At 63.1% G+C, this 25,038-nt stretch carries 21 protein-coding genes and 1 pseudogene; 16 read left to right on the forward strand and 6 right to left on the reverse strand.

Translation table 11 applies throughout. The annotated features are described in order from the left end of the window. The first annotated feature begins 170 nt into the window (after positions 1-170). Positions 171-1,274 carry an NAD(P)/FAD-dependent oxidoreductase gene (locus PCO31110_RS10805; protein WP_150690434.1) on the forward strand — a complete coding sequence of 368 codons (1,104 nt, stop codon included), beginning with the start codon at positions 171-173 and terminating at the stop codon, positions 1,272-1,274. 154 nt (positions 1,275-1,428) lie between these two features. On the opposite strand, the gene PCO31110_RS10810 is transcribed toward PCO31110_RS10805, so the two are convergent. The 4 genes from PCO31110_RS10810 to PCO31110_RS10825 all read right to left on the reverse strand — a co-directional run bounded on the left by PCO31110_RS10810 (position 1,429) and on the right by PCO31110_RS10825 (position 6,057). Next, entirely contained in the window at positions 1,429-1,824 is a 396-nt protein-coding gene (locus PCO31110_RS10810) for a transposase (RefSeq protein ID WP_010806343.1), read from the reverse strand. A gap of 617 nt (positions 1,825-2,441) precedes the next feature. Next, positions 2,442-3,452, reverse strand: coding sequence for an AraC family transcriptional regulator (locus tag PCO31110_RS10815; protein WP_150690435.1), 1,011 nt, complete (start codon positions 3,450-3,452; stop codon positions 2,442-2,444). A 143-nt stretch (positions 3,453-3,595) separates the two neighbouring features. Then, the gene (locus PCO31110_RS10820) at positions 3,596-4,363 is read right to left on the reverse strand and encodes a 3-hydroxyacyl-CoA dehydrogenase (protein ID WP_010806345.1); all 768 of its coding nucleotides are present in this window, start codon (positions 4,361-4,363) and stop codon (positions 3,596-3,598) included. A gap of 32 nt (positions 4,364-4,395) precedes the next feature. Then, positions 4,396-6,057: an acyl-CoA synthetase gene (locus PCO31110_RS10825; protein WP_010806346.1), complete on the reverse strand. Its 1,662-nt coding sequence runs from the start codon at positions 6,055-6,057 to the stop codon at positions 4,396-4,398. 434 nt (positions 6,058-6,491) lie between these two features. Between PCO31110_RS10825 and PCO31110_RS10830 the strand changes: the two genes are divergently transcribed. The 3 genes from PCO31110_RS10830 to PCO31110_RS10840 all read left to right on the forward strand — a co-directional run bounded on the left by PCO31110_RS10830 (position 6,492) and on the right by PCO31110_RS10840 (position 9,501). Continuing rightward, positions 6,492-7,625 carry an acyl-CoA dehydrogenase family protein gene (locus PCO31110_RS10830; RefSeq protein WP_150690436.1) on the forward strand — a complete coding sequence of 378 codons (1,134 nt, stop codon included), beginning with the start codon at positions 6,492-6,494 and terminating at the stop codon, positions 7,623-7,625. A 90-nt stretch (positions 7,626-7,715) separates the two neighbouring features. Then, entirely contained in the window at positions 7,716-8,879 is a 1,164-nt protein-coding gene (locus tag PCO31110_RS10835) for an enoyl-CoA hydratase/isomerase family protein (protein ID WP_150690437.1), read from the forward strand. A gap of 64 nt (positions 8,880-8,943) precedes the next feature. Continuing rightward, entirely contained in the window at positions 8,944-9,501 is a 558-nt protein-coding gene (locus tag PCO31110_RS10840) for a YggT family protein (RefSeq protein ID WP_010806349.1), read from the forward strand. Here the strand turns inward: PCO31110_RS10840 and PCO31110_RS25660 are convergent. Then, positions 9,475-9,867 carry a hypothetical protein gene (locus tag PCO31110_RS25660; RefSeq protein ID WP_010806350.1) on the reverse strand — a complete coding sequence of 131 codons (393 nt, stop codon included), beginning with the start codon at positions 9,865-9,867 and terminating at the stop codon, positions 9,475-9,477. The genes PCO31110_RS10840 and PCO31110_RS25660 overlap by 27 nt on opposite strands. Before the next feature lie 418 nt (positions 9,868-10,285). Between PCO31110_RS25660 and PCO31110_RS10850 the strand changes: the two genes are divergently transcribed. The 10 genes from PCO31110_RS10850 to PCO31110_RS10895 all read left to right on the forward strand — a co-directional run bounded on the left by PCO31110_RS10850 (position 10,286) and on the right by PCO31110_RS10895 (position 22,100). Next, positions 10,286-11,398: a MurR/RpiR family transcriptional regulator gene (locus PCO31110_RS10850; RefSeq protein WP_150690438.1), complete on the forward strand. Its 1,113-nt coding sequence runs from the start codon at positions 10,286-10,288 to the stop codon at positions 11,396-11,398. After that, entirely contained in the window at positions 11,395-12,351 is a 957-nt protein-coding gene (locus PCO31110_RS10855; protein ID WP_150690439.1) for an isoaspartyl peptidase/L-asparaginase family protein, read from the forward strand. Before PCO31110_RS10850 ends, PCO31110_RS10855 begins: the two co-directional genes overlap by 4 nt. A gap of 82 nt (positions 12,352-12,433) precedes the next feature. Further along, complete coding sequence (locus PCO31110_RS10860; RefSeq protein ID WP_150690440.1) at positions 12,434-14,320, forward strand: dipeptide ABC transporter ATP-binding protein; 1,887 nt, start codon at positions 12,434-12,436, stop codon at positions 14,318-14,320. A gap of 199 nt (positions 14,321-14,519) precedes the next feature. Continuing rightward, positions 14,520-16,079, forward strand: a complete 1,560-nt coding sequence (gene gsiB, locus PCO31110_RS10865) for a glutathione ABC transporter substrate-binding protein GsiB (RefSeq protein ID WP_010806354.1) — start codon at positions 14,520-14,522, stop codon at positions 16,077-16,079. Between the two features lie 97 nt (positions 16,080-16,176). Then, positions 16,177-17,097 (forward strand): glutathione ABC transporter permease GsiC, encoded by a 921-nt coding sequence (gene gsiC, locus PCO31110_RS10870; RefSeq protein ID WP_010806355.1) that lies wholly within the window; start codon positions 16,177-16,179, stop codon positions 17,095-17,097. Positions 17,098-17,107: 10 nt separating this feature from the next. Then, positions 17,108-18,016 (forward strand): glutathione ABC transporter permease GsiD, encoded by a 909-nt coding sequence (gene gsiD, locus PCO31110_RS10875; RefSeq protein WP_010806356.1) that lies wholly within the window; start codon positions 17,108-17,110, stop codon positions 18,014-18,016. 19 nt (positions 18,017-18,035) lie between these two features. After that, on the forward strand, positions 18,036-19,142 hold the full coding sequence (locus PCO31110_RS10880) for a DmpA family aminopeptidase (RefSeq protein ID WP_246189810.1): 1,107 nt from the start codon (positions 18,036-18,038) through the stop codon (positions 19,140-19,142). 24 nt (positions 19,143-19,166) lie between these two features. Then, positions 19,167-19,985, forward strand: a complete 819-nt coding sequence (locus tag PCO31110_RS10885; RefSeq protein ID WP_150690441.1) for a M55 family metallopeptidase — start codon at positions 19,167-19,169, stop codon at positions 19,983-19,985. Between the two features lie 361 nt (positions 19,986-20,346). Next, complete coding sequence (locus tag PCO31110_RS10890) at positions 20,347-21,228, forward strand: DUF4118 domain-containing protein (protein ID WP_010806359.1); 882 nt, start codon at positions 20,347-20,349, stop codon at positions 21,226-21,228. Between the two features lie 2 nt (positions 21,229-21,230). After that, positions 21,231-22,100: an alpha/beta hydrolase gene (locus tag PCO31110_RS10895; protein WP_150690442.1), complete on the forward strand. Its 870-nt coding sequence runs from the start codon at positions 21,231-21,233 to the stop codon at positions 22,098-22,100. A gap of 113 nt (positions 22,101-22,213) precedes the next feature. Here the strand turns inward: PCO31110_RS10895 and PCO31110_RS10900 are convergent. Then, positions 22,214-22,549 (reverse strand): annotated as a pseudogene (locus PCO31110_RS10900) (transposase); the annotation flags it as partial. A 299-nt stretch (positions 22,550-22,848) separates the two neighbouring features. Here PCO31110_RS10900 and PCO31110_RS10905 point away from each other — a divergent pair. Then, positions 22,849-23,472 (forward strand): Ail/Lom family outer membrane beta-barrel protein, encoded by a 624-nt coding sequence (locus PCO31110_RS10905; protein WP_150690443.1) that lies wholly within the window; start codon positions 22,849-22,851, stop codon positions 23,470-23,472. Between the two features lie 266 nt (positions 23,473-23,738). Continuing rightward, positions 23,739-24,932, forward strand: a complete 1,194-nt coding sequence (locus PCO31110_RS10910) for an ABC transporter ATP-binding protein (RefSeq protein WP_081636262.1) — start codon at positions 23,739-23,741, stop codon at positions 24,930-24,932. Positions 24,933-25,038: the final 106 nt, after the last annotated feature.

Genomic DNA, 25,038 nt, shown 5'->3' on the forward strand with positions numbered 1-25,038 from the left:
GATCTGTTCACGGTCGTGCCGGAGCTGACGGGCGCGCTGTAAGCGCGTCACGAGTCAGGTGAGGTTGCAGGGCGTGCCTGTGAACGCGTCCCGCAGCCGATCCGCATGAGGAAACTGGCCGGCGACGGTGGGGGGCTTCATGCGAATCGGAAGGTAATTAAGGAATAGCAATGGACAAGGTCGATTGCGTCGTGATCGGCGCGGGGGTGGTGGGGCTGGCCGTCGCGCGGACGATGGCCATGGCCGGCCGCGAAGTGGTCATCCTGGAATCCGAGCGTGCGATCGGCACCGGCACGAGTTCCCGTAACAGCGAAGTCATTCATGGTGGCATCTACTATCCGCCCGGCTCCCTCAAAGCGAAGCTATGCGTCGAGGGCAAGCACCGGCTGTACGATTTCTGTGCCTCGCATGGGGTGGAGCACCGCCGTTGCGGCAAGCTGATCGTCGCGACCACCGGCCAACAGGTGGGTGAACTCGAGACCATCGCCGCCAACGCGCGCGCCAATGGTGTCGACGACTTGCTGTGGCTGAGCGCCGATGAAGTCACCCAGCTTGAACCCGAATTGCACGCATTTGGTGCATTGCTCTCCCCGTCGACGGGCATCGTGGACAGCCATGGGTTCATGCTGGCTTTGCAAGGCGATGCGGAGAATGCCGGCGCGATGCTCGCGTTCGACGCGCGTGTCGTCGGCGGTCGTATCGGTCATGCCGATGGCATCGAGCTGGATGTCGAGACGCAGGGCGTCATGTCGACACTGCTCGCGGACACGGTGATCAACAGCGCCGGGCTTTACGCCGTCGACATCGCCCGCACGTTCGCGGGGCTGGCGTCCGATCGCATTCCGCGGCGCTATTACGCGAAGGGAAGCTACTTCACGTGTGCGCAGCGCGCGCCGTTCTCGCACTTGATCTATCCGGTGCCGGAGCCGGGCGGGCTGGGTGTGCACCTGACGCTCGATCTTGCCGGGCAAGCGCGCTTCGGGCCGAACGTGCAATGGGTCGACGAGATCGACTACACGGTCGATCCGGCAGATGGCGATGGTTTTTATGCCGCGGTGCGGCGCTATTGGCCGACGCTGGCAGACGGCGCGTTGCAACCCGGCTATGCGGGCATTCGACCGAAAATCAGCGGGCCGGGCGAAGCGGCGGCGGACTTCCGTATCGACGGGCCGGCGGCACATGGGGTGGCAGGGCTCGTGAACCTGTTCGGCATCGAGTCACCCGGCCTCACAGCCTCGCTGGCTATTGCCGAAGCGGTGCGCGCGGTACTTTGACGCGAGACGTGACCGGCGGTCACATCTCGCGCATTCGCTGCTATCTGGCTAACCCCGTAATTCCCGTTCGGCGGTGCCGCGAGCGTTGCGCGGACATTCCTGTCGAATGAGAACGATTGCGATGACGGTGCGGCGTAACCGTAAGGGCGGCCGCTCAACGCATTGCAACCGGTGGCTTCCACGACGCCGGGTTCGTCCAGAACACCCCGCGCAGGCGATCGGTGTCGCCGCACGGCGTGCTGCGGGCCGGCTTGCTGACTTGACCTGCGCAGGTGCTGATATCGCGGCCCGATTGTTGCAGGCGTTTCAGGATCGTATCGAGCATGCCCGATTCGCGCCACTCATTGAGTTTGCGGCGGCAAGTCGGCACAGAGGGGTACTGCATGGGCAGCTTGGACCAGCTCTCACCGGTGAACAGCACCCACAAGACAGCATTGGTCAGCGTGCGCTGCTCGACTTGAGGGCGGCCGCGTCGTTCCGTACGGACCGGTCGGTCGCAAATCAGATCACGCAGGGCGTGCCATTCAACGTCGCTCAGTTCAGTAAACATAACACCTCGACCCAAAACAAACGGAGGCGCCGCAGGGGGCGAGTCCGGGCTTCACGATCTGGCAGGTACCGGTGCAATCTGGTGCGTGCTTATCAATGAAACCTCGGCCAAGGCGGCGTCGTTCCCCGATGCTGGAAATACAAGCAACAAGCATGCCAGGGCATCGGATTCTCTCGTGAAGAACGCCGAGGGCGGGTCGAACCACACTGCGAAGGGAGCGTTTAACCAGCAAAAAAACGCCCACTTGGCAGGTGGGCGCAGCTCCTGAGTGGCTATTGGGATAGGCAATCGCAAAAGCGTCAGGAGAAAAGGAATACGTGCCTTTGGGCCAGTCCGGATCGTTTTTTATTCTCGGTCCCGGCTTCGGTGTCTCGCTCCACATGCGCCAGCTTGTCAAGCTTGCAGGCGCCATGATGACAAAAAGCGCGAGTCGACGCGCTTCGGAATTACCCCCATTGCGGTGCATGGCTCACGACGAAGGCGACTCGCCCAAGTTGGGTGCTCGCTTGCGCCCCGATAGGGCACCATGTCGCGAGAATGGGCGCAACCCGATTTGTCAGAGGCGCAACCGAATCTCATCAGGCGAGAAAGCGCCCCGGTCGCAGCGTCGCGTTCCGTCAGGCCTCCACGGCCTGACGTCGATAATCGCCGGGGCGAACCCCCGTCCATTTCCGGAATGCGCGAAAGAACGCGCTCGGATCGGCAAAGCCTAGCGAGAGGGCAATCTCCATCATCGGCTTGGACGTGTGACAAAGCGCGTGAATGGCGAGATCGCGCCGCAATTGGTCCTTGATGGACTGATACGACTGGCCCTCGTCTTCGAGCCGCCGGCGCAGTGTCGATGGTGTTGTGTGAAATTCTCCCGCGAGCACTTCGAACGCCGGCCAGCCATCGGTCGGCATCGTCTTCAGACGCCGGCGTACCCGTGCAACCATGCCTTTCGTATTCTTGTATTTGAGGATGATGTTGGCCGGGGCCGCGCGCAGGAATTCCTTGACGGACACTTCGTTCTGCACCACGGGCAGATCCAGACATGCGGCGTCGAATTCAATGGCGGTATGCGCCGCGTGAAAGACCAGACGCGGGGAATACATCGTCCGGTACTCGTCGCTGTAAGCCGGTTCGGGAAATGCGAAGTACGCCGTGCTCAGTGTCACGCGACGCGCGATCAGCCAGCACGTCAGCGCATAGAAGAGGATCAGGAGCGTTTCGTGCCCGAAGATGCGCGGCGCTTGTGCGTCCGCACGCTCATGCACTTCGAGCCGGGCGAGCGCGCCGTCGCGCACCAGATGCATTTCGAGATCGTCCAGCAACAACCCCATGAAGCGCGCCGCACGTTGCAGCGCCTGCTCCAGCGTGCGGCAACCGATGACGCTGTAGCACAGCATCGCGAAGCTGCCGACCTTCATGCGGCGGGAATCCTGTCCGAAGAATTCGTCGTCGAGCGCGAGACTGATCAACCGCCACAAGTGAGCGTAGCGATCTGCCGAAACGCGGGCTTGCGGATGCGCGAGCAACGACGGTGCAATATCGGCGGCACGCAGCAATGCCGTCGGATCACCGCCGAGTCGCTCGACATGCGCCAACGCGTTGATAACGAAATAGATCGAGATGCTGCCTTTTTCCATGCGTCGCGAAACCGTACGTCGTAGCAGGGGAACCCAAGGATTCTAGCAGCGTGGCCCCTGTCGGCGCTTCCGGCGCCGTCCGAAAACTAGCTCGGCGCCTTCCGATTTCGCGTGTGTCGCGGGATCTCGATACGTCCGGTGACTTACTTCGGTGCCATACGCAATGCGCCATCGAGACGAATCACCTCACCGTTGAGCATGGTGTTCTCGACGATGTGACGCACGAGCGCGGCATATTCCGACGGACGTCCGAGGCGTGGGGGGAAGGGAACCGAGGCCCCCAGTGCGGCTTGCACCTCCGGCGTCATGCCCGCCATCATCGGTGTCTCGAAGATGCCGGGTGCGATCGTCACTACGCGCACCCCGACGCGCGCCAGTTCGCGGGCAGCGGGCAGTGTCAGCGCGGCAACACCGCCCTTCGATGCCGCATACGCTGCCTGCCCGATTTGCCCGTCGAACGCCGCGACGGACGCCGTGTTCACGATCACACCCCGTTCGCCTTCGGCGTCGGCGGTGCCCTCGGCCATTGCCGACGCCGCGATACGCAGCACGTTGAACGTGCCGATCAGATTCACGTTGACGATGCGGGCAAAGGTGTCGAGTCGGTGCGGGCCCTGCTTGCCCAGGATGCGCTCGCCGATCACGAGTCCTGCGCAGTTCACAGCACCGTTCAGCGCGCCGAATGCGTGCTGCGCAGTATCGACCAGGCGCTGTACGTCGTCCTCGCGTGTGATGTCGGTCGCCACAAAGCGAGCGGCGTCGCCCAGCAGGTTGGCTTGCGCGGCACCCGCTTCGGCGTTGATGTCACCGAGCACGACCTTGGCGCCGGCGTCGACGAACATGCGCGCCGTGGCGGCACCCAGACCCGACGAGGCGCCGGTGACGAGAAAGACACGATCCTTGATTTGCATGAGCTGCGATTCCTGAAAGAAGAGGGCGGCGCTCAGGCCGCGTTGGCCGACGCCTGCGCGGCCTTGGCGATTTCCTGATTGCGCAAGATGAAGCGCTGGAGCTTGCCGCTCGGCGTCTTGGGCAACTCGGTGACGAATTCGATTTCACGCGGATAGGCGTGTGTGGAGAGGCGGTGCCGGACGTGCGCCTGCAACTCGCTCGCGAGTGCCTCCGTCGGTGCGAACTGAGGATGCAGCACGACGAAGGCTTTGACCAACTCGGTGCGCTCCGGGTCCGGCTTGCCGACCACGGCCGTTTCGATCACTGCCGGATGTTCGATCAGCGCGCTTTCGACATCGAACGGCCCGATACGGTACCCGGCCGACGTGATGACATCGTCATTGCGCCCGACGAAGCTGATACTGCCATCGTCATTTCGCTCGACGGTATCGCCGGAGAGGTAATAGTCGCCGGCGAATGCTGGCGTGTCCCGCTCCCAATACCCGCCGAACCACATCAATGGTGACTGTTTGCGATCAAGCGCGAGAACCCCCGGCTGCCCGACCGGGCATTCGCACCCGTCGTCATCGAGCACGACCACACGGTGGCCGGGCGAGGCAAAGCCGGCGGCCCCCGCCTGCACGGGGTGGGCGAGGGCGTGGTGGTTGCAGACGACCATGCCGAGTTCCGTCTGCCCATAGTGGTCGTGAATGGTCACGCCGAGATGGTTGGCGAACCAGCGGATGACCTCGGGGTTGAGCGGCTCACCAGCACTGGATACCGCGCGTAGCTTTCCCTTGAGCGGCGCCGCTGCCTGATCGCCGCCGGCAATCAGCAGGCGGAATGCAGTCGGTGAACCGGCCAGATTCGTAACGCCGAGTTTGTCGATGATCCGGTAGGTGCTTTCGACGGTGAACGGACCGTCGTAAAACGTTGTGGGGATGCCCATGGCGAGTGGGCCCGTCACCGCGTAGTACAGGCCATAGGCCCAGCCCGGATCGGCGATGTTCCAGAACGTGTCGGTGGGGCGCAGGTCGACGGCGTCGCGCATGTAGCCGGCGAACGCCAGAATCGCACGCAACGGCACCATGACCGGTTTCGCGGCCCCGGTCGTGCCGGAGGTGAACATCATCAGGAACGGATCGTCGCCGCGCCGCAGCACGGGCTCGAAGTCCGGTGCGTGTTGCTCGACCTCGTGCCAGAAGCTGAAATCACCGCGGCGCACGCCCTGACCGCGCGGGCCGCCGACCGTGACGACGCTCGGGCAGTTGGGCACTTCATCGAGCTTGGCCCGATTGGCTCCGTCGGTGATCACGAGCTTGCTTTGCGCACCGAGCAACCGGTGCTCGATGGCCTTCGGCCCGAACGCCGTGAACAACGGTTGATATACCGCACCCGCACGCCATGTGCCGAGGATCGTCACGAGCAATTCGGGCGTTCGCGGCAGCAGTCCGCTCACGCGGTCGCCGGGCTGCACGCCCTGTTCGCGCAGGAAGTTGGCAAAGCGCGCGGAGAGCGTCTGCAATTGCCGGAACGTCCACGTCTGGCTCGTGCCGTCTTTTCCTTCCCAGAACAAGGCGATGCGGCCGGGAAGTGCATGCCGGTCGCAGCACTCGACACACGCATTCATCGCGTCGAGATTGCCTGCGAGCGTGGCGCGTACAGCGGCGTCGAGATCGAACGCCCGATAGGCGTCGGCGTAATCGGCAGTCATGGATCGTCTCCTGTAGTCAGTGCTGGCCGGCGGCGCGCCTATCATGGAGAGACTCGGACGCGCGTCGCCGGCCACCCCCGGCGCCGTCTTGACGGGGCGCAGCGCTCAAGGGCAATGGCGAAATTCATCGTAATGCGTGGCGTCGGCGGCAGGCAATGTCCAAACGGCTCAGAGTTCGTGAGGGATTTATCCACTCCGGCGATGGGGAAAGCGAGGCCGGACAAGGGCTTGCCAGACAATACCGCTCGGGGTTGACCTACGCGCTAAGGGTTTGTCCGGGGCGGGTTTCGGACGTCTCCGATGGCAATTCCGCTCATGCAAATTGCCGTTTTTGGCTATGGTGCCAATGCGGTGCGATGCCTAAACTGGGTCCATCGACATGGCACAAGCGCCGGCGGTCCATTCGGACAGCGTCAGGGCGCAGGAGACAGAACATGGATTTCTATACCGAAGACCAACGCATGATTCGTGACATGGCGCGCACGTTTGCCAGTGAGCAGCTTGCGCCAAATGCCGCGCAGTGGGACCGCGATTGCGCGTTGCCGGATGCGATGGTGGCGCAAATGGGGGAACTCGGGCTGTTGGGAATGATGGTGCCCGAGCAATACGGCGGGTCGTACACCGATTACACGGCGTATGCGCTTGCGATGGAGGAGATTGCCGTGGGGTGCGCCTCCACAGCCACGATGATGTCGGTGCATAACTCCGTGGGGTGCGCACCGGTCCTGAAATTCGGTACGGACGCGCAACGTGAGCGCTGGCTGCCGGATCTTGCTGCCGGCCGGAAGATCGGAGCGTTCTGCCTGACCGAGCCGCAAGCCGGGTCGGAAGCCAATAATCTGCGAACGCGTGCGGAGCGTCGCGGTGACAAGTGGGTGCTCAATGGAAGCAAGCAGTTCGTGACGAACGGCAAACGCGCGGCAATGGCCATCGTATTCGCGGTGACAGACCCGGCAGCCGGGAAGCGAGGCATTTCGGCCTTCATCGTGCCAACGAATACGCCGGGCTTCGAGGTGGGGCGCCCCGAACACAAGCTTGGCATCCGGGCATCGGATACCTGCCCGATTACCCTCGTCGATTGTGAAGTTGGCGACGACGCAATGCTTGGCGAGCCGGGGCAGGGGCTGAAGATTGCGCTGTCCAATCTCGAAGGCGGACGCATCGGCATTGCTGCGCTTGCCCTCGGTGTGGCGCGCGCGGCGTTCGAGGCGGCGCTGCGTTACGCCGGTGAGCGTCAGCAGTTCGGCAAGCCGATTCGCGAGCATCAGAGCATCGCGAACATGCTGGCCGACATGACGACGCGCATCAACGCGGCAAGATTTCTGATTCTCCACGCGGCAGCACTTCGCACTCAGGGATTGCCGTGCTTGTCCGAGGCATCGCAGGCCAAACTCTTTGCGTCCGAGCTTGCCGAGTGGGTGTGCTCGCACGCCATCCAGATTCACGGCGGATACGGTTATCTCGAGGACTATCCGGTGGAGCGTCATTATCGCGATGCCCGTATCACGCAGATCTACGAGGGCACCAGCGAGATTCAGCGTCAGGTCATTGCACGCGCGCTGGACTGACCGCGTCGCGGCACTCACTACGAATCGTATTGCCACTAGATTGTGCATGTGCCTGCCACCGGAAGCAGGGCACCGCAAGGAGGAGGGGGAGTGAATCTGCGTGACAACGCCGTTGAGGCGCAAGACGAAGTGTTGTTCGAGGTGGTCAATGGACTCGGCGTGATTACGCTGAACCGGCCGCGTGCATTGAATGCGATCACACACGGCATGGTGCGCGCGATGTGGGCGCAGCTCAACGCGTGGGCGCAAGACCCGGCAGTGCGGGCGGTGCTGATCGAAGGCGCGGGCGAGAAGGCCTTCTGTGCAGGGGGCGACGTTCGAGCGCTCTACGAGAGCCGCGTGAATCATGCCAACGAACATCAGGCGTTCTTCATCGACGAATACCGGCTCGACTATCTGATCCACCGATATCCGAAGCCGTATATCGCATTGCTCGACGGCATTGTGATGGGTGGGGGCATGGGCGTTGCGCAAGGGGCGGCGCTGCGCATCGCCACCGACCGCACACGATTGGCGATGCCGGAGACGGGGATCGGTTTGTTTCCGGATGTCGGGGCCAGTTGGTTTCTGGGGCATCTGGCGCCGACGCTGGCGCGCTATCTGGGGCTGTCCGGTGTGACCGTCAACGCCGCCGATGCGCTGTATTGCGGGCTGGCAGATGTCTGGCTTGAGGGCGACGCGCCTGCACAACTCAAAGCGATGCTCCGTGAATTCGATTGGCGCACCGGTGCGGCGGGAAGCCCGGCGAAGCGCCCTGCGGGGCAATACGCGTCTGACTCGGCCGATCTGCTCGAGCGACTGCGTGCCGCCATTCTGCCGCTGGGGCGCACATGGACGGACGCCGCGCCGCTCGCTCAGGTGAGGGCAACGCTGGATCGGCATTTCAGCGCCATCGATGTGCCAGGCATCGTGGCGTCGCTTGCCAACGATGCGCGCACGCCGTGGGCAGCCGAGACGCTGGCATTGTTGCAGCAGCGCTCACCGCTGAGCCTGTGCGTGACCGACCTGCAATTGCAGAAGGGGCGTCGCCTCGATCTGGCCGACGCCTTCCGGATGGAACTGGTGCTGGGGTATCACGCATTCGCGACCGGTGATTTCGTCGAAGGCGTGCGGGCGCTGCTGATCGACAAGGACAAACAACCGCGCTGGTGCTATGCCACGCTGGCGGATGTGCCGGCGGCGCAGGCCGATGCCTTCTTTGTCTCGCCGTGGCCGGAAGACGGTCATCCGCTCAAAGCGTTAGGGGAGCATTGAACTCGGGCAAACGCATGCGACAATGCCGGTTTTGCGGGGGACCGCACAATCCGTTGGAGTCCAGATGCTCGTCGAAATCGCCCGTCTGCTGCTAGACCTTGTTTTCTCGCTATTCGGCGCCTTGTTGCTGTTGCGTGCGTGGATGCAGGCCACGCGGTTGCCGCCGCGCAATCCGCTCTCACAGGGAGTGTTCCAGTTCACGAACTGGATGGTGTTGCCGTTGCGGCGTGTGGTGCCGGGTGTCGGCGGGATCGACTGGGCGTGCGTGATCGGCGCATGGCTGAGCGCCATCGTCTATCTGGTGCTGATCACGGCCGTGGTGGGGGTGTCGCCGGTCTCGGTGTTCCCGCGAGGCTTGCTGGTGGCGCTGGTGCTGGTCGCCAAGTGGGGCGCCAACCTCGTGATGTGGCTCACGCTGCTGATGGCCGTGCTGTCTTGGGTCAATCCGCGCGCCACCGCTATGCCGATTCTCCAGCATCTGCTCGATCCGCTGCTGCGCCCGATCCGCAAAGTCATTCCGATGATGGGCGGCTTCGATCTGTCGCCGCTGGGGCTGTTCCTGCTGATGCAGATCCTGCTGATCGTGCTCGCCCGCTTAAGCCTGTTCTTCGCGACGCTCTGATGCGTCGGCAGGCAGCGCCGCTGCCTGCTGCCATTCACGGGCGGTCTCCCCGGCGAAAGCTTCCGCCGGCGCGGACCGCCCGCTGACACCGTTCTCCGCCTCCCGATCCGTGCGCCGCGCGATCGTCATCGTCAGCCGCGGTGCTTCTGTGCGCTCACCAACCGAGCGCTCCAGCCCCAGACGACGCAGCACCCGGTGACCATCTTCGGTCACGATCACTTTGGCGTGTCCTTGCTCGACATCCACATGCACCAGACGCGCTTGTTCCAGCGCGGCAAGGTCCGGTGGCTCGAGCGCGTCGGCATCGATGGGGCCAAGGGATGCGGCCGCCAGCAACAGCGTGGCGATTTCATGCGGACTCAGCATGGTCATGCTCCTTGAGGCGAATTCATATCGTCAGCGTACCGGGCAGAGGTCAGCCTGCGGCTACGCCATGGTTACCGCACGTTACGACTCGCCTCCGGCCAAGCCTCCCCAGGCGGTCCCGCGACAGTCCTGTGTTCCGTTGCCTGATGATTTCGCGACGGTAGAACACCGTCGCGTCGTGACACCGTAGTTCTGAAGTCGGATCGCAAAACGTCCGGCAAGTTCGTGCATTCGGGTTTCCCCTAGTATGCCCGTATTTTGCGTATCTATGTGACGCGGCCCCCTTGTTTTGACAGGGTTTGGGCGACGCCGGGAGGGTATGTGGGGAAGTCTCGACGGCATTTGAAATATTTTTTTTCATTTGACGGGGTTCTGATGAAAATATACTTTCCTTCACTTCGATGGATTGCCTTGACTCATGATTGACGCAGAATCGTTGCCCGCCGATCTGCCGCTCACCGAGCGCATCGTGCGCGCCATGCCCGACCTGACGCCCGCGCAGCAGCGCATGGCGGCGTTCGTGCTCGACAACACGTTTCGTGCGGCGACCATGCGTATCGACGAATTCGCCGATGCCGTCGGCGTATCGCTTGCCACGGTCAATCGTTTCGCGCGCGCACTTGGCTTCGACGGCTATCCGCAATGCCGGGCGGCGATGGTGCGCGGGTATGAAGCCACGCTCGCGCCGATCGAAAGTCTGCGCACGAGCAAGGCGCAGGCGAGCGCGAGTGCCGATGTGATGGCCGCGTCGCTGGCGCAGGCTATCGAGAATCTGGATTGGACGCGTCGTGCGCTCGACGCCGCGACTTGCGAGCGTGCCGTCGAGTCGATCCTGCAGGCGCGTCGTATTTATGTGCTGGGGCTGGGGGCGAGCGGATATCTCGCCGGGCTACTGCACCATGGCCTTGATCCGTACTGCGAGAACGTGCAGGCGGTGGTCGGTGCCGGGGGATCGACGCATGCCGCGCGCCAGCTCTTCAAATTGCGCGAGGGCGATCTGGTGATCGCACTCGCGTTTCCGCGATACGTGTCCGACACCATCACGCTGTGCCGCCGTCTGCGTGGGCGCGGCGTACCCGTCATGGTGCTGACGGACAGTCCGACGTCTCCGCTGGCGCCGCTTGGCGATATCGTGATTTTCGTGCGCAGCAAGCCGCGTCTGTCGAGCAACTCGGAAGCGAGTGTGCTGGCGGTCATTGACGCCCTGTGCGATGCCGTCGCCCAGCGCGCCAAACATGCGGTGGATCGCGCCACCGAACTCACCGATTTCCTGCTGCCGTGGCTCGACTCGGCATCGCTCGCTTCGGCGGCAAGCGCGAGCGCGAGCGCACCGGCCAATGTGCCGGCGGGGCCGGTGGTCGGGCGGATCGTCACACCACAACGCACCGCCGCCGCCAACGCCACGGCGAACTCTCTTACGAACGCCGCCGTTGTGGCGAGCGCTGGCACGCAAGGCGCACCGAACCCTGGCCAACAGGCCACGCCCCGCACTGCGCCGGGCAGTGAGGACAGAAAGGACAGAGCATCATGAGTCACGCCCAACGCGCGGTCATCGCCATTCATGGCGGTGCCGGCACCATCAGTCGCGAGACCTCGCCCGAAGAACTCAAGGCCTATCACGAGGCGTTGGCCGGCGTGTTGCGCGGCGGGCAGGCCGTGCTCGCCGCAGGCGGTTCCGCACTCGACGCCGTGACCGAAGCCGTGCGTCTTCTCGAAGACTGCCCTCGCTTTAACGCGGGACGCGGTGCAGTGTTCACACACGAAGGCACGCATGAACTCGACGCCGCGATCATGGACGGCGCGACGCTCGACGCGGGCGCCATCGCCTGTGTTCATCGTTTGCGCAATCCGATTCTCGCCGCCCGCGCGGTGCTCGAACACAGCCCGCACGTGTTGCTCGTGGGCGAGGGCGCAGAAGCCTTTGCGGCGGCGAACGGCGCCGTACTGGTTGAGCCCGATTATTTCTTTACCGAAGCGCGCTATGCCCAATGGCAACGTGCGCTGGCCGACGCCGCTGTGGCGCTCGACCACGACATGCCGCTAAAGCAGGAGCCCATCGATCCCGACACCAAGTTCGGCACGGTCGGTGCGGTCGCCTGCGATAGCAACGGTCATGTGGCAGCGGCCACGTCTACCGGCGGCATGACGAACAAGGCCGTTGGCCGCGTGGGCGATTCGCCACTCATCGGCGCGGGTTGTTACGCGAACGATGCCACGGCGGCCGTCTCGGCCACGGGGACGGGCGAGGCATTCATTCGCACCGTCGCCTGCTACGAAGTGGGCGCGTTGATGGCCTACGCCGGGCTGTCGCTCGCGCAGGCTGCCGAGCGCGTGATCCGGGAACGTCTGCCGCGCGTGCACGGTCGCGGCGGTTTGATCGCGGTGGACGCGCAAGGCAATGTGGCTTTGCCGTTCAATACCGAAGGGATGTATCGCGGCGTGGCTCGTGTGGGCGAGACGCCTGTGACGGCTATTCACGAGTAACGCCCCCGAAAGATCAGGCCTGGCTGTTGACGGCAGGGCCTTTGGCACCAGATTCAGCAAGCGAAGATTAGCGAGGACAGGCGTGGCAGAGCGCAAGACAACCCCAACGATTTCGTTGCCCGACGAGCGAGTGCTCGACGTGAGCGGCCTTACCGTGCAGTTCGCGACGTCCGAGCGCGTGGTCACGGCCGTGCGCGACCTGTCCTTCCATGTCGATCGTGGCGAGACCCTCGCCATCGTGGGCGAATCCGGCTCCGGCAAGTCGGTGACGTCGCTCGCGGCGATGCGCCTCGTCGAGAACGGGGGCGGAAGCATCACGCAAGGCTCGATGATCATGCGCCGCCGTAATGGCAAGCTCGTCGATCTGACGCGTGCCAGCGGCCGGACCATGCGCAGCATTCGCGGCGCCGACATGGCGATGATCTTCCAGGAGCCGATGACCTCGCTCAACCCGGTGTTCCCGGTGGGCGAGCAAATTGCGGAATCCATTCGCCTGCACCAGGGCAAGGACGCGGCGTCCGCACGTGCCGAAGCCCTGCGTATGCTCGAACTCGTGCGAATTCCCGAAGCGCGCCGCGTGCTCGGGCGCTTTCCGCATCAGCTCTCGGGCGGTATGCGCCAGCGCGTCATGATCGCGATGGCGTTGTCGTGCAAGCCGGGCTTGCTCATCGCCGATGAACCGACGACCGCGCTCGACGTGACGATTCAGGCGCAGATTCTGCAATTGATTCGTGCGTTGCAGGACGAAATGCACATGGGCGTCGTGTTCATCACGCACGACATGGGTGTCGTGGCGGAAGTGGCCGACCGCGTGCTCGTCATGCATCGCGGCGACAAAATCGAAGAAGGCCCCTCGCGCGAAATATTCGCAGCGCCGCGCGAGCGCTACACGCAGGCGCTGCTCTCCGCCGTACCGCGTCTGGGTTCGATGCATGGCACCGATTTGCCCGCCCGTTTCCCGCTGCTGCGCTACGACGCGCCGGCCGGCGCCAAGCCCGCTGCCGAAACGCCGCAGCCGACCGTCCGGACCGACGCCGGTCCGATTCTGCGCGTGAAGGATCTCGTGGCCCGCTTCGACGTACCGTCGGGCTTCTTCGGCCGTGTGAAGCAACGTGTGCACGCCGTCGAGCGCGTGAGCTTCGATCTGTATCCGGGCGAGACGCTGGGCCTGGTGGGAGAGTCCGGATGCGGCAAATCGACTACCGGTCGCGCGCTGCTGCGTCTGGTCGCCAGTCAGGGCGGCTCTATTGAATTCGGCGGCAAGCCGATTCACGATCTCGCCGGACGCGCCTTGCAGACGCTGCGCCGCGACATCCAGTTCATCTTCCAGGACCCGTTCGCTTCGCTCGATCCGCGCCTGACGGTCGGATTCTCGATCATGGAACCGCTGCTCGTGCACGGCGTGGCCAGCGGCGCGGAGGCAGAGAAGCGCGTGGCCGAACTCCTCGACCGGGTTGGTCTGCCGGCCGATTACGCACAACGCTATCCGCATGAGTTCTCGGGCGGCCAGCGTCAGCGCATCGCCATTGCGCGCGCGCTGGCGCTCAAGCCCAAGGTCGTGATCGCCGACGAATCGGTCTCGGCGCTCGATGTCTCGGTACAGGCGCAGATCATCAACCTGATGCTCGACCTGCAAAAGGAGTTCGGCATCGCGTTCCTGTTCATTTCGCACGACATGGCGGTTGTGGAGCGTATCAGCCATCGGGTCGCGGTGATGTACCTCGGCCAGATTGTCGAGATCGGTCCGCGCCGCGCCATTTTCGAGAACCCGCAACACCCGTATACGAAGAAGCTGATGTCGGCGGTGCCGATCGCCGATCCGGCGCGCCGTCACGCCAAGCGGGAGTTGTTGACGGAAGAAATTCCGAGTCCGATCCGCGCGGTCGGCGACGAACCGCAGGTGCAGCCGTTGGTGGAAGTCGGCGCGGGGCACTTCGTGGCGCGTCACCGCGTGGCGGGCGCGTATTGAACCGGTGACCCGGCGAATGCGGCGGCGCGGCCAGATGTACGGGCTTGCGTTCACCGGCATGGTTTCCCCTGGGGAGTGATTCCCCGGTAGCTCAGGCAGTACCCAGTTGCAGCTCTAGTTATCACCACAATGTCCGCCAAGGGAAGCAGTCCTACGACTCGCTCGCGGCGACCCCGTCAGACCAGAAGGAGAAAGACAGATGTCGAAAAACGCTTTGTTGGGCGCTCGCTGGAAAACCGCGTTCGCGTCCGTCGCCGTGACCTGCGCCGTGCTCAGTGCAGCGCCGGCGTTCGCCGCCAAGGATGTCGTGATGGCCGTGCAGTCGACGTTCACGACGATGGATCCATACGATGCCAACGACACGCTGTCGCAGGCGGTCGCCAAGTCGTTCTACGAGGGCATGTTCGGTTTCGACAAGGACATGAAACTCGTCAACGTGCTGGCCGATAGCTATACGGTTTCGCCGGATGGTCTCGTCTACACGATCAAGCTCAAGTCGGGCGTGAAGTTCCAGGACGGCACGACTTTCGATGCCGCCGCCGTCAAGGCGAATTTCGACCGCGTGACGAATCCGGACAACAAGCTCAAGCGCTACAACCTGTATAAGGAAATCGCCAAGACGGAAGCGGTCGATGCCCATACGGTGAAGTTCACGCTCAAAGAGCCGTTCTCGCCGTTCATCAATACGCTGGCTCACCCGTCGGCCGTCATCATTTCGCCCGAAGCCCTCAAGAAGTACGGCAAGGACATCGCTTCGCACCCGGTCGGCACCGGTCCGTTCGAGTTCGTCGAATGGAACCGCACCGATTACGTGAAGGTGAAGAAGTTCGACGGCTACTGGAAGAAGGGCTATCCGAAGGTCGACACGATCACCTTCAAGCCGGTGGTCGACAACAACACGCGCGCCGCTGTCATGCAGACGGGCGAAGCAGGTTTCGCTTTCCCGGTGCCGTATGAGCAAGCCGACGGCCTGAAGGCGAGTGGCAAGGTCGACGTGATCGCCGGCCCGTCGATCATCCAGCGCTACGTGAGCTTCAACACGAAGCAGAAGCCGTTCGACGACGTACGCGTGCGTCAGGCCATCAATTACGCGATCAACAAGGAAGCGCTGGTGAAGGTGGCCTTCTCGGGCTACGCCACGCCGGCTGAAGGCGTGGTGCCGAAGGGCGTCGACTTCTCGACCAAGACCGGCCCGTGGCCGTACAACCCGGCCAAGGCGAAGGAACTGCTCAAGGAAGCCGGTTACCCGAACGGTTTCGAGACCACGCTGTGGTCGGCCTACACGTTCACGACCGCGCAAAAGGTGATCCAGTTCGTGCAGCAGCAACTGGCGCAAGTGGGCATCAAGGCGCAGGTGCGCGCGCTCGAAGCCGGTCAACGTGTCGAGCTGGTCGAGTCGGCACCGGACCCCGACAAGGCCCCGGTGCGCATGTACTACGTGGGCTGGTCGTCGTCGACGGGTGAAGCCGACTGGGCGCTGCGTCCGCTGCTGGCCTCCGAATCGTTCCCGCCGAAGCTGTTCAACACGGCGTACTACAAGAACGACGCGGTAGATGCCGACCTCAAGAAGGCGTTGCTCACCACCGACCGTGCCGAGAAGATCAAGCTCTACACGGACGCGCAGCAGAAGATCTGGAACGATGCGCCGTGGGCGTTCCTCGTGACGGAAAAGCTGCTGTACGCACGCAACAAGAACCTGTCGGGCGTGTACACCATGCCTGACGGCTCGTTCAACTTCACCGACATTTCGATGAAGTAAGCATCACGCGCAAGTGTGAAGTGCCCGCGCCGCCGCTCCGGCGGGTGGCGCGGTTTACCGCAAGACATGGTTTGGCAAGACGTTCGGCAAGACTGCGATGCTCAATTACTTTCTCAAACGCCTGCTCGGCCTGATCCCCACGCTGCTGATCGTGGCAGTGCTGGTGTTCGGCTTCGTGCACATGTTGCCGGGTGATCCGGCGCGTCTGGCCGCCGGCCCGCAGGCGGACGAGGCGACCGTGGCGCTGGTGCGTCAGGATCTCGGCCTCGATAAGCCGCTGCTCACGCAATTCACACACTTCATCACGCATGCCCTGCGGGGTGACTTCGGTTTGTCGATGCGCAGCAAGCAGCCCGTCTCGGAGGAGATCGGCAGCCGCTTCCTGCCGACGTTGTGGCTCACGCTGGTGAGCATGATCTGGTCGGTGGTCATTGGCATGGGGCTGGGCGTGGCGTCCGCCGTCTGGCGCAATCGCTGGCCCGACCGGTTGGGTATGACGTTCGCGGTGTCAGGCATCTCGTTCCCGGCATTCGCGCTGGGGATGCTGCTGATGCAGGTTTTCTCGGTGCAGCTCGGATGGCTGCCCACGATGGGCGCCGACTCCTGGCGGAGCTACATCCTGCCTTCGATCACGCTCGGGGCGGCGGTGGCGGCCGTGATGGCGCGCTTCACCCGTTCGGCGTTCGTCGAAGTGCTTCACGAAGACTTCGTGCGCACGGCGCGCGCGAAGGGCCTCAACGAAATGCACGTGGTGTTCAAGCACGCCCTGCGTAACGCCATGATCCCCGTCGTCACCATGATGGGTTTGCAGTTCGGCTTCTTGCTCGGCGGCTCGATTGTCGTCGAGGTCGTGTTCAACTGGCCGGGGCTCGGACGTCTCCTGATCGATTCGGTCGAGATGCGCGACTACCCGGTGATTCAGGCGCTGGTACTGTTGTTCTCGCTGGAGTTCATTTTGATCAACCTCGTGGTCGACGTGCTGTACGCCGTCATCAACCCGACCATTCGCTACAAGTGAGGCACGCATCATGAACGCGGGTCAACCGACTACTGCCACCAACACCGCAGCCGCTGCCGGCAGCGATCGCGTACGCACGCCGTGGCGCGAATTCTGGCGCAAATTCAAGAAACAACACATCGCCTTGGTTGCCGGGGCATTCGTGCTGGTACTGGTCATCGTCGCAATCCTGGCGCCGCACCTCGTGCCGTTCGACCCGGAGAACTTCTTCGACTACGATGCGCTGAACGCCGGCCCCTCGGCGACTCACTGGTTCGGCGTCGATTCGCTGGGGCGCGACATCTTCAGTCGCGTGCTCGCGGGCACGCGAATTTCGCTGGCCGCCGGTTTCGGCTCGGTCGCGCTTGGCGCTGTGATCGGCACGGTGCTCGGGCTGCTCGCCGGCTATTACGAGGGCTGGTGGGATCGCATCGTCATGCGAATTTCCGACGTGCTCTTCGCCTTCCCGGGCATTCTGCTCGCCATCGGCGTGGTGGCCGTGCTGGGGAACGGCATGATCAACGTGATCGTCGCCGTCGCCATCTTCTCGATCCCGGCGTTTGCACGGCTCGTGCGCGGCAACACGCTCGTGCTCAAGCATCTGACGTACATCGAAGCGGCGCGCTCCATCGGGGCATCGGACTGGACGATCATCATGCGGCACATTCTGCCAGGTACGGTGTCGTCCATCGTGGTGTATTTTTCAATGCGTATCGGCACGTCGATCATCACCGCCGCGAGCCTGTCGTTCCTCGGCCTGGGGGCGCAACCGCCCACGCCCGAGTGGGGCGCGATGCTTAACGAGGCGCGTGCGGATATGGTCAACGCGCCGCATATCGCCATCTTTCCGAGCGTGGCCATTTTCCTGACCGTGCTTGCGTTCAATCTGTTGGGCGACGGCCTGCGCGACGCGCTCGATCCCAAGCTCGATCGCCATTGATTTCGACCGGGAGCGCGACATGACCCCATCGTCAGACCTTCGCGAAGCCTTGTTCGGTGCGCCATACGTCGGGTATCTGCCCGCCGGCGCGCGCGATGCGATCACCGATGTGCCGGGCGTTTTCGTCGGCCATGTCACGCTCGCGGACGGACCGTTGCAGACGGGGGTGACGGTGGTGTGCCCGACACCCGCCGACGCGGCGGCGACCGCTCCCGACGCCCGCTGGGACCCGTTCCGCACCAAGATCCCGGCGGCGGCGGCCGTCATCAATGGTTTTGGCAAGAGCGTCGGTCTCATGCAGATCGATGAACTCGGTGTCATCGAAGCGCCTGTGGCGCTGACCAACACGTTTTCCGTGAGTCATGTGGTGCTTGGCCAGTTGCGCGCGGCACTCGCAGCGAACCCCGATATCGGGCGCGGCGGCCCGTCGCTCAATCCGACCGTTCTCGAATGTAACGACGGTTATCTGAACGATATGCAGGCGTTCGCCGTGACCGAGGCGCATTATGCGCAGGCACTGGCGAACGCATCGTCCGAGGTTGAGCAGGGGGCCGTTGGCGCCGGGCGAGGCATGTCGAGCTTTGGTCTCAAGGGCGGTATCGGTTCCGCGTCGCGTATGGTGGAGACGGCGGGGCAGACGTTCACCGTCGGTGTTCTCGTGCTGTCGAACTTCGGCCGTGCCTCGCAACTGACCGTCGCGGGGCGTCACGTCGGGCCGGTGCTCGACGAGCGTCTTGCGCAGCCCGAGCAAAGTGCAGCACCCGAGCGCGGCTCCATCATCATGCTGGTCGCCACTGACGCGCCGCTCGATGCGCGGCAGTTGCGTCGCGTCGCCACGCGCACCGGTGCCGGACTGGCGCGTACCGGCTCGGTGTACGGTCATGGCAGCGGCGACGTCGCGCTTGCCTTCACAACGGGCTACACGGTGCCGTATGACGCCATGGGGCGCGTCGCCCCTGCGGCCCTCGTGCCCGACACACAACTCGATCCGATTTTTCAGGCCACGGCCGACGCCACCGAGCAGGCGATCCTGCACGCGCTCTTTGCGGCCGAGTCCGTGCTCGGGCGCGACGGCCACGTGCGGCGTGCGCTTGCCGACGTGCTGCCCGACTGGGCGACGCTGTGAGCCTCTTCCTCTATTGCTGACATCATGCGCATCCTGATCTCCACCGACATCGAAGGCGTCGCGGGCGTCTTTCACGCCGAACAGACCCGGCCGGGCAACGGCGAGTACGAACGCGCGCGCCGCTGGATGACGCGCGAAGCCAATGCGGCCGTCGAAGGGGCGTTCGCGGGCGGGGCGACCGAAGTCATGGTCAACGACTCGCACGGCGGATTTCGCAACCTGCTGCCGGACGACCTCGATCCCCGTGCCCGCCTCGTGCTGGGCAAGCCGCGCTATCTCGGCATGGTGGCCGGGGTGGAAGCGGGCTGCGACGCGCTGTTCATGATCGGCTACCACGGCAAGGCGCAAAGCGCAGGCATTCTGGCGCACACGATCAATAGCTTCGCCTTCGCGCGCGTATGGCTGGGGGGCGTGGAAGCGAGCGAGGCCATGCTCTACGGCGCGCTCGCGGGCGAACGTGGCGTGCCGATGGTCATGGCGAGCGGCGACGACGTTTTCTGCGAGGAAACACAGTTGATCTTCCCGCACGCGCGCTTCGTGCAAACGAAGGCGGCGTGGGGGCAGGGTAGCGGCATGACGCTCAGCCCGAGCCAGTCATGCGACCTGATTCGCGACGCGGCGAAGGCGTCGCTTGCTCAGCCGCGCGAGTGGCACACGTATCAGGTGGAAACACCCGTCGAAGTGCGTCTTCAGGCGCAGACAACGGCGCTGGCCGATCTCTTCTGCCAATGGCCCACGCTTGAACGTGTCGACGGTGTTACGCTCCAATATGTGGCGCCGAGCGTCGAAGCGGCGGTGCGGGTGTTGAACTGCCTGTCCGCCATGTCGTTCATGCTGAGGTAGTGGCTGTCGCCTGGTTCCGAGGGTATTGAGTGCCACAGTGCCCGTCGTGGCCGGCAATGTTCTATGGTTCTGTCGGAAGCATCGCGCTGGTTGGCGTCTCGATGGTTTGTGATCGAATATCCCCTAAATCGCTAGGGTATTCCCTGTCAGACAGACAGGCTGGCATCGCGTGTGATAACGCGCCAGTGCCTGAGTCCGGCAGGCGCGCGTATTTCGTGTTGCTGAAATGGGACTGAGTGGGCGGCAGCCTATCGATGGCTGTCGTCGGCATGCGATAATTCGTAATATTTTGTAACAGGCGCGCCGCCTTATGAGGTGCAGCTTCGGATTATTGGACGCCGGTCAGTCCCGGCGGTAAATCATGGATATCAGAAACGCCCGACGTTGGGCGGAGCCCGGCGCCAAGCGTTACGTCGGTGCGTTAATGGTGGTACTTGCTGCGTTTCTTGTTCGCAGCCTGCTGCATCCGGTGCTCGATCACTCGATGCCGGGCATCTTCTTCGTCTGCGCTGTCATCATTGTCGAATTCTTGTGGGGTCTGGGACCGGCGATCATGGCCATGGTCATCAGCATCCCGATTTTCGATTTCTTCTTCGTTCCGCCATTTCGCGACATCGCTGAGCTTGACCGGCGCGACGTGTTGATCATCACGGGCTTTCTGCTGATCGCACCGCTTGCCGTCGTGCTGATCGAACGCCTGCGCCGAGCCCAGTACCGCGCAGAGTTGATCGCGGAGGTTGCACAGACGCGCTACGAGATGTTGCTGCGCGCCGAGAACGAGCGCATGTTGCTGTCCGACTCGGTGCAGTTGGGCAACGCCTTGATGACGTATCTCACGAATCACCTCGATACGATTTTCTATCTGGCCAATCCCGCGACGCATTACGAATTTATCGACGAGCATTTCCGCCGGGCGACGGGCGTCGCGCCCGAAGTCGTCAAGCGCGAGGGGCTGCGTGCGTTGCTGCATCCCGAGGACGCCGCGCGTGTGGAGGGACTATTCTCTGCCGATGGCGAGCGTCCGCAGCACGGTGCGCACAATCTGCGCATACGCACTCGCGAAGGCGGCTATGAGATGTTCCACTGCGAATTACAGTATTTCCAGGCTCATGTCGGCACCTACGTGATTCTGCGTTTGCATGCGGGGCCGGCAGTGCGTCCGGTCACGCCGTTGCACACGCTCACGCCGGCAGCCAATGCGCGAGATGTTGCCGAGACGCCGGTCGTCTCCGGCGGGGGTTGACGATGTTTCAGGAAGATATTTTCTACCAGGGTGGCGAGCACGCGGTGCTGCTGTTGCCGGGGCTGTCGAGCACACCGCTCGAAATGCGTCCGGTGGCGAAGGCGTTGCATCGCGATGGTTATACCGTTTCGGTGCCGCATATCGAGGGCTACGGACTCGGCACGCCGTGCACCGATTGGCGCTCGTGGATCGCCGCGGCACGGGCGAAGTATCGTGAATTGCGCGATACGCACGAAACCGTGTCGGTATGCGGCCTGAGCATGGGCGCGACGCTGAGTCTGGCCGTCGCGGAGGAGGAGCCGGATATCACGGCGCTTTCGCTGCTTGCCGTCACGCTCGTGTACGACGGCTGGACCATTCCCTGGTATTACCCGCTCGTCGATCTGCTCTATCACACGCCGTTCCGTCATCGCTATCGCTATCAGGAAAGGGCGCCGTTCGGCCTGAAAAACGAAGCGTTGCGCGCGCGCGTGGCGAAGTCGATGTCGCTGCACGACGCCTCGGAAATCGGCTCGGCCTCGTTGCCGTTGGCGCACCTCTACAACGCGCGCCGGCTGGCGGCGCATGTGCGCGAACGGCTGAGCCGCGTGACGGCCGATTGCCTCATTATTCACGCCGTGGATGACGATACGGCGAGCCCGCACAATGCACGTATCGTCTACGAAGGTGTGTCGTCAGAGGTGAAGCAGAAGTGCCTGCTCGGCGAGAGCTATCACATTCTGACGATGGACAACGAGCGCGAGACCGTCGCCGACGAGACGCGCCGCTTTTTCCGCGACGCCGTCGCGCGAAGCACAGGTGCCGCCGCGTCCGAGACGCGCATCATTTCCAAGGCGCTGCTGCGCGCCAAGCGCCGTCAGGCGGCTGCCTGACACGAAGCGGCAGCCGCACGCACGGGCCCGAGGGCTTGTGCGGTGCTGCCGCTGTCGTCTTCATTGTCCCCGTCGCCCTCCACGTTGTTTCGCATCTGTGATGCGGTGTCTGACATAGCGCTCGTCGACAAGTTGTCGACGAGCGCACGCGTCAAATCGATTTCGCCATGCCGGCGCAGTTCCGCGAGCAGCGTCTCGTGGACACGTTGGCAGACGCCCGCGTGCCGCCATGCGGCGAGCTGTCGCCGGCAGGCTGTGCCCGAGCCGCACCCCATCTCCTGCGGCAGCAGGTTCCACGCGATGCCCCAGCGCACAAACACAATGCCAGTCAGCACCGCACGGTCGGGTGTTGGCTCGCGGCCTGCATACCGGTGATTGTGTGGTGCTCGCTCGGGCAGAAGTGGCTCGATGAGTGACCGCAATTCCTCGTCGACAAGTTCTTTAGGCATCGCTTCCTGTTAGACAAAACAAGACAGGAAGTTAACGTCGAGTCGGGAAATTTAGTAAACCTAAAATTTAATTTGGCAACGGCATCCTTTGTGATTGTGGGAATTATCCCAGCCAAAGCGAATTTGTGAATGAGCCCAATTCTATGCCGATATCTCGGGTTTGCGATATTTCTGATCCTAGAATCTGTACGTTCATGGCACTCCAATGACGTCGCCCTTTGGGTGGTGGTCGTTGTGGTTTTTTTGATTTTTAAAAACAACTTAAACATAAAAAGTCAGATTCATCAAAAGGATTGAAGATGAAAAAGTTTCTTGTGTTTGTTGCGCCGCTATTTTTGGGAGCATTGTATGGGGCGGCAGCAGTAGCTCAACCTAGAAATACAATCACTGTTGGCTATGCGCAGAGCCGAATATCGGGCGGCGCCGCCGATCAATATCTTGCGGCTCCACTTACCTCGGGGTTGGGTGGTGTTGTTGCTCAGGCGCTTGGTGCAATCCTCTTGCCTGCCGGTAACAAGCCGGGTGGCGTAAACCTCAAGTACCGATACGAATTCGATGAAAACCTCGGATTTATTGTTTCTTATACAGGCACGGGAGGAACCACGAGCATAGGGTCTAACTCGAAAAAATTGAGATATGACTCACTAACGGCAGGTCCTTCGTATCGATTTAATAATTATCTCAGCCTCTACGCAGGTCTGGGTGCGTCAAGGGGTGAATATGGGTTTGATATAAATAACGCTATAATAAAAATCAAAGAATCGAATACAAAATACGGATTGGCTTCAATTGTCGGTGCTCAGATCAATGTCTACAAAAATGTTACGCTTGATTTTAGCTACGAATACTCCAAGTTGAATTTCAAAAACAATAAAACCGGAAAATTCAATACCTGGTCGGTGGCGCTCGGGTACAGATTCTAGTCAGGGGTTAAGCGTCGGAGACCATTTTGAAGATTCGCTCGCGTCCCCTCATGCCGAACTCGGCGTTGCGTGCGAGCCAGACTTCCCATCGTTACGTTCCGCATCGACGCTGGATGAATGACCAAGCCTGACGGAGCGGTTTCTGAACGCCGTCGTTGAGCGCGTAAGTTGCCATGTCATCAAACTGCCATCGATAGCCGGTTATGGTCGAAGTTTCCCGATCCAGCCGCCGGCATGACCTGTCGGCGGCGCTGTACACATCCGCCATGTCATCGCTCGTCATCGAATCCGTCAGCAAGCAGTGGGGCAATACACATGCGCTTCAGGACGTGAGTTTCGCGGCTGACGCCGGTTCGCTAGTCGTGCTGCTCGGCCCGTCGGGGTGCGGCAAGTCGACGTTGCTGCGCATGATCGCGGGCCTCGATACGCCGAGCACCGGACGCATTGTGCTGGGCGGCACCGACGTGACCGGGCTGCCACCGGCACGTCGCAAGCTCTCGATGGTGTTCCAGTCGTACGCACTCTTCCCGCATCTGTCGGTGCGCGAGAACCTGCTGTTCGGTCTGCGCGTGCGCGGCGAACCGGCGCGCGATTACCCGCAGCGTCTGGCGCGCGTGGCGTCGCTGCTCGGGCTCGAGCCGTATCTTGAACGTAAGCCTTCACAGCTCTCGGGCGGTCAGCAACAGCGCGTGGCACTGGGCCGCGCTGTGATCGCCGAGACGTCCGTCTGTCTGATGGACGAACCGCTCTCGAATCTCGACGCTCAACTGCGGCAGGAAATGCGTCGTGAGATCCGCGCGCTGCAACAGCAACTCGGCATGACGCTCGTCTACGTCACCCACGATCAGACCGAAGCGATGAGCATGGCCGATCAGGTTGTGTTGCTGCGCGACGGTCGCATCGAGCAACGCGGCGCACCGCACACGCTCTATGCCACGCCGGCCACCCGTTTTGCGGCGAGTTTCATCGGCACGCCGCCGATGCAATTGCTGCGCCTCGTGCGCCATGGCGACGCGCTGGTGCCTGCCGGGCAGACCGGCCCCGCGCTGGCCTCGGCCCAAGGCGGCGCACGAGACACCGTGTTGCTCGGGTTGCGTCCCGAGCATGTGCGCGCGGTCCCGCCAACGTCGGTGGGTGCGGTGCTGGCCACGGTGAGCGCCGTCGAATATCTGGGCGCAGACACGCTCGTCGCCTGCACGCTGGGCGAGGCAGGCGAAGTCGCCACCCGCGTGCCGGGGCACCGGCCGTTTGCGCCGGGCGAAGCGATCGGTTTGCAATGGGACACGGCCCACCAACATCTGTTCGACACGACCACCGGCGTGCGCCTCGCCGAGGCGACGGCGAACTGGCGAACCGTGGAAGTTGCGGAGCCGGTCTGCACCGGCGCTATTGCCGCGTCGGCGAGCGAATTGGCGACGGCGGCAGCACTCGCGTCGCTCAAGCCCGAGCAACACGTCTGACACGGGCTCGCCGCCGTAGCTGTGGCACCGGCGCGAGCCGGCCCGGTGCGGCGATCGAGAAGCCCGGCATCGGACACCAATCACACCACCACAACGCTTATATGGG

The organism is Pandoraea communis (genome assembly GCF_902459745.1).
GTDB classification, from domain to species: domain Bacteria; phylum Pseudomonadota; class Gammaproteobacteria; order Burkholderiales; family Burkholderiaceae; genus Pandoraea; species Pandoraea communis.

Excerpts from the sequence above, each read along its gene's own strand:
- PCO31110_RS10805 (WP_150690434.1), top strand. The coding sequence starts at position 171 with ATGGACAAGGTCGATTGCGTCGTGATCGGCGCGGGGGTGGTGGGGCTG.
- PCO31110_RS10810 (WP_010806343.1), bottom strand. The coding sequence starts at position 1,824 with ATGTTTACTGAACTGAGCGACGTTGAATGGCACGCCCTGCGTGATCTG.
- PCO31110_RS10815 (WP_150690435.1), bottom strand. The coding sequence starts at position 3,452 with ATGGAAAAAGGCAGCATCTCGATCTATTTCGTTATCAACGCGTTGGCG.
- PCO31110_RS10820 (WP_010806345.1), bottom strand. The coding sequence starts at position 4,363 with ATGCAAATCAAGGATCGTGTCTTTCTCGTCACCGGCGCCTCGTCGGGT.
- PCO31110_RS10825 (WP_010806346.1), bottom strand. The coding sequence starts at position 6,057 with ATGACTGCCGATTACGCCGACGCCTATCGGGCGTTCGATCTCGACGCC.
- PCO31110_RS10830 (WP_150690436.1), top strand. The coding sequence starts at position 6,492 with ATGGATTTCTATACCGAAGACCAACGCATGATTCGTGACATGGCGCGC.
- PCO31110_RS10840 (WP_010806349.1), top strand. The coding sequence starts at position 8,944 with ATGCTCGTCGAAATCGCCCGTCTGCTGCTAGACCTTGTTTTCTCGCTA.
- PCO31110_RS25660 (WP_010806350.1), bottom strand. The coding sequence starts at position 9,867 with ATGCTGAGTCCGCATGAAATCGCCACGCTGTTGCTGGCGGCCGCATCC.
- PCO31110_RS10850 (WP_150690438.1), top strand. The coding sequence starts at position 10,286 with ATGATTGACGCAGAATCGTTGCCCGCCGATCTGCCGCTCACCGAGCGC.
- PCO31110_RS10855 (WP_150690439.1), top strand. The coding sequence starts at position 11,395 with ATGAGTCACGCCCAACGCGCGGTCATCGCCATTCATGGCGGTGCCGGC.
- gsiB (WP_010806354.1), top strand. The coding sequence starts at position 14,520 with ATGTCGAAAAACGCTTTGTTGGGCGCTCGCTGGAAAACCGCGTTCGCG.
- gsiC (WP_010806355.1), top strand. The coding sequence starts at position 16,177 with ATGCTCAATTACTTTCTCAAACGCCTGCTCGGCCTGATCCCCACGCTG.
- gsiD (WP_010806356.1), top strand. The coding sequence starts at position 17,108 with ATGAACGCGGGTCAACCGACTACTGCCACCAACACCGCAGCCGCTGCC.
- PCO31110_RS10880 (WP_246189810.1), top strand. The coding sequence starts at position 18,036 with ATGACCCCATCGTCAGACCTTCGCGAAGCCTTGTTCGGTGCGCCATAC.
- PCO31110_RS10885 (WP_150690441.1), top strand. The coding sequence starts at position 19,167 with ATGCGCATCCTGATCTCCACCGACATCGAAGGCGTCGCGGGCGTCTTT.
- PCO31110_RS10890 (WP_010806359.1), top strand. The coding sequence starts at position 20,347 with ATGGATATCAGAAACGCCCGACGTTGGGCGGAGCCCGGCGCCAAGCGT.
- PCO31110_RS10895 (WP_150690442.1), top strand. The coding sequence starts at position 21,231 with ATGTTTCAGGAAGATATTTTCTACCAGGGTGGCGAGCACGCGGTGCTG.
- PCO31110_RS10905 (WP_150690443.1), top strand. The coding sequence starts at position 22,849 with ATGAAAAAGTTTCTTGTGTTTGTTGCGCCGCTATTTTTGGGAGCATTG.
- PCO31110_RS10910 (WP_081636262.1), top strand. The coding sequence starts at position 23,739 with ATGTCATCGCTCGTCATCGAATCCGTCAGCAAGCAGTGGGGCAATACA.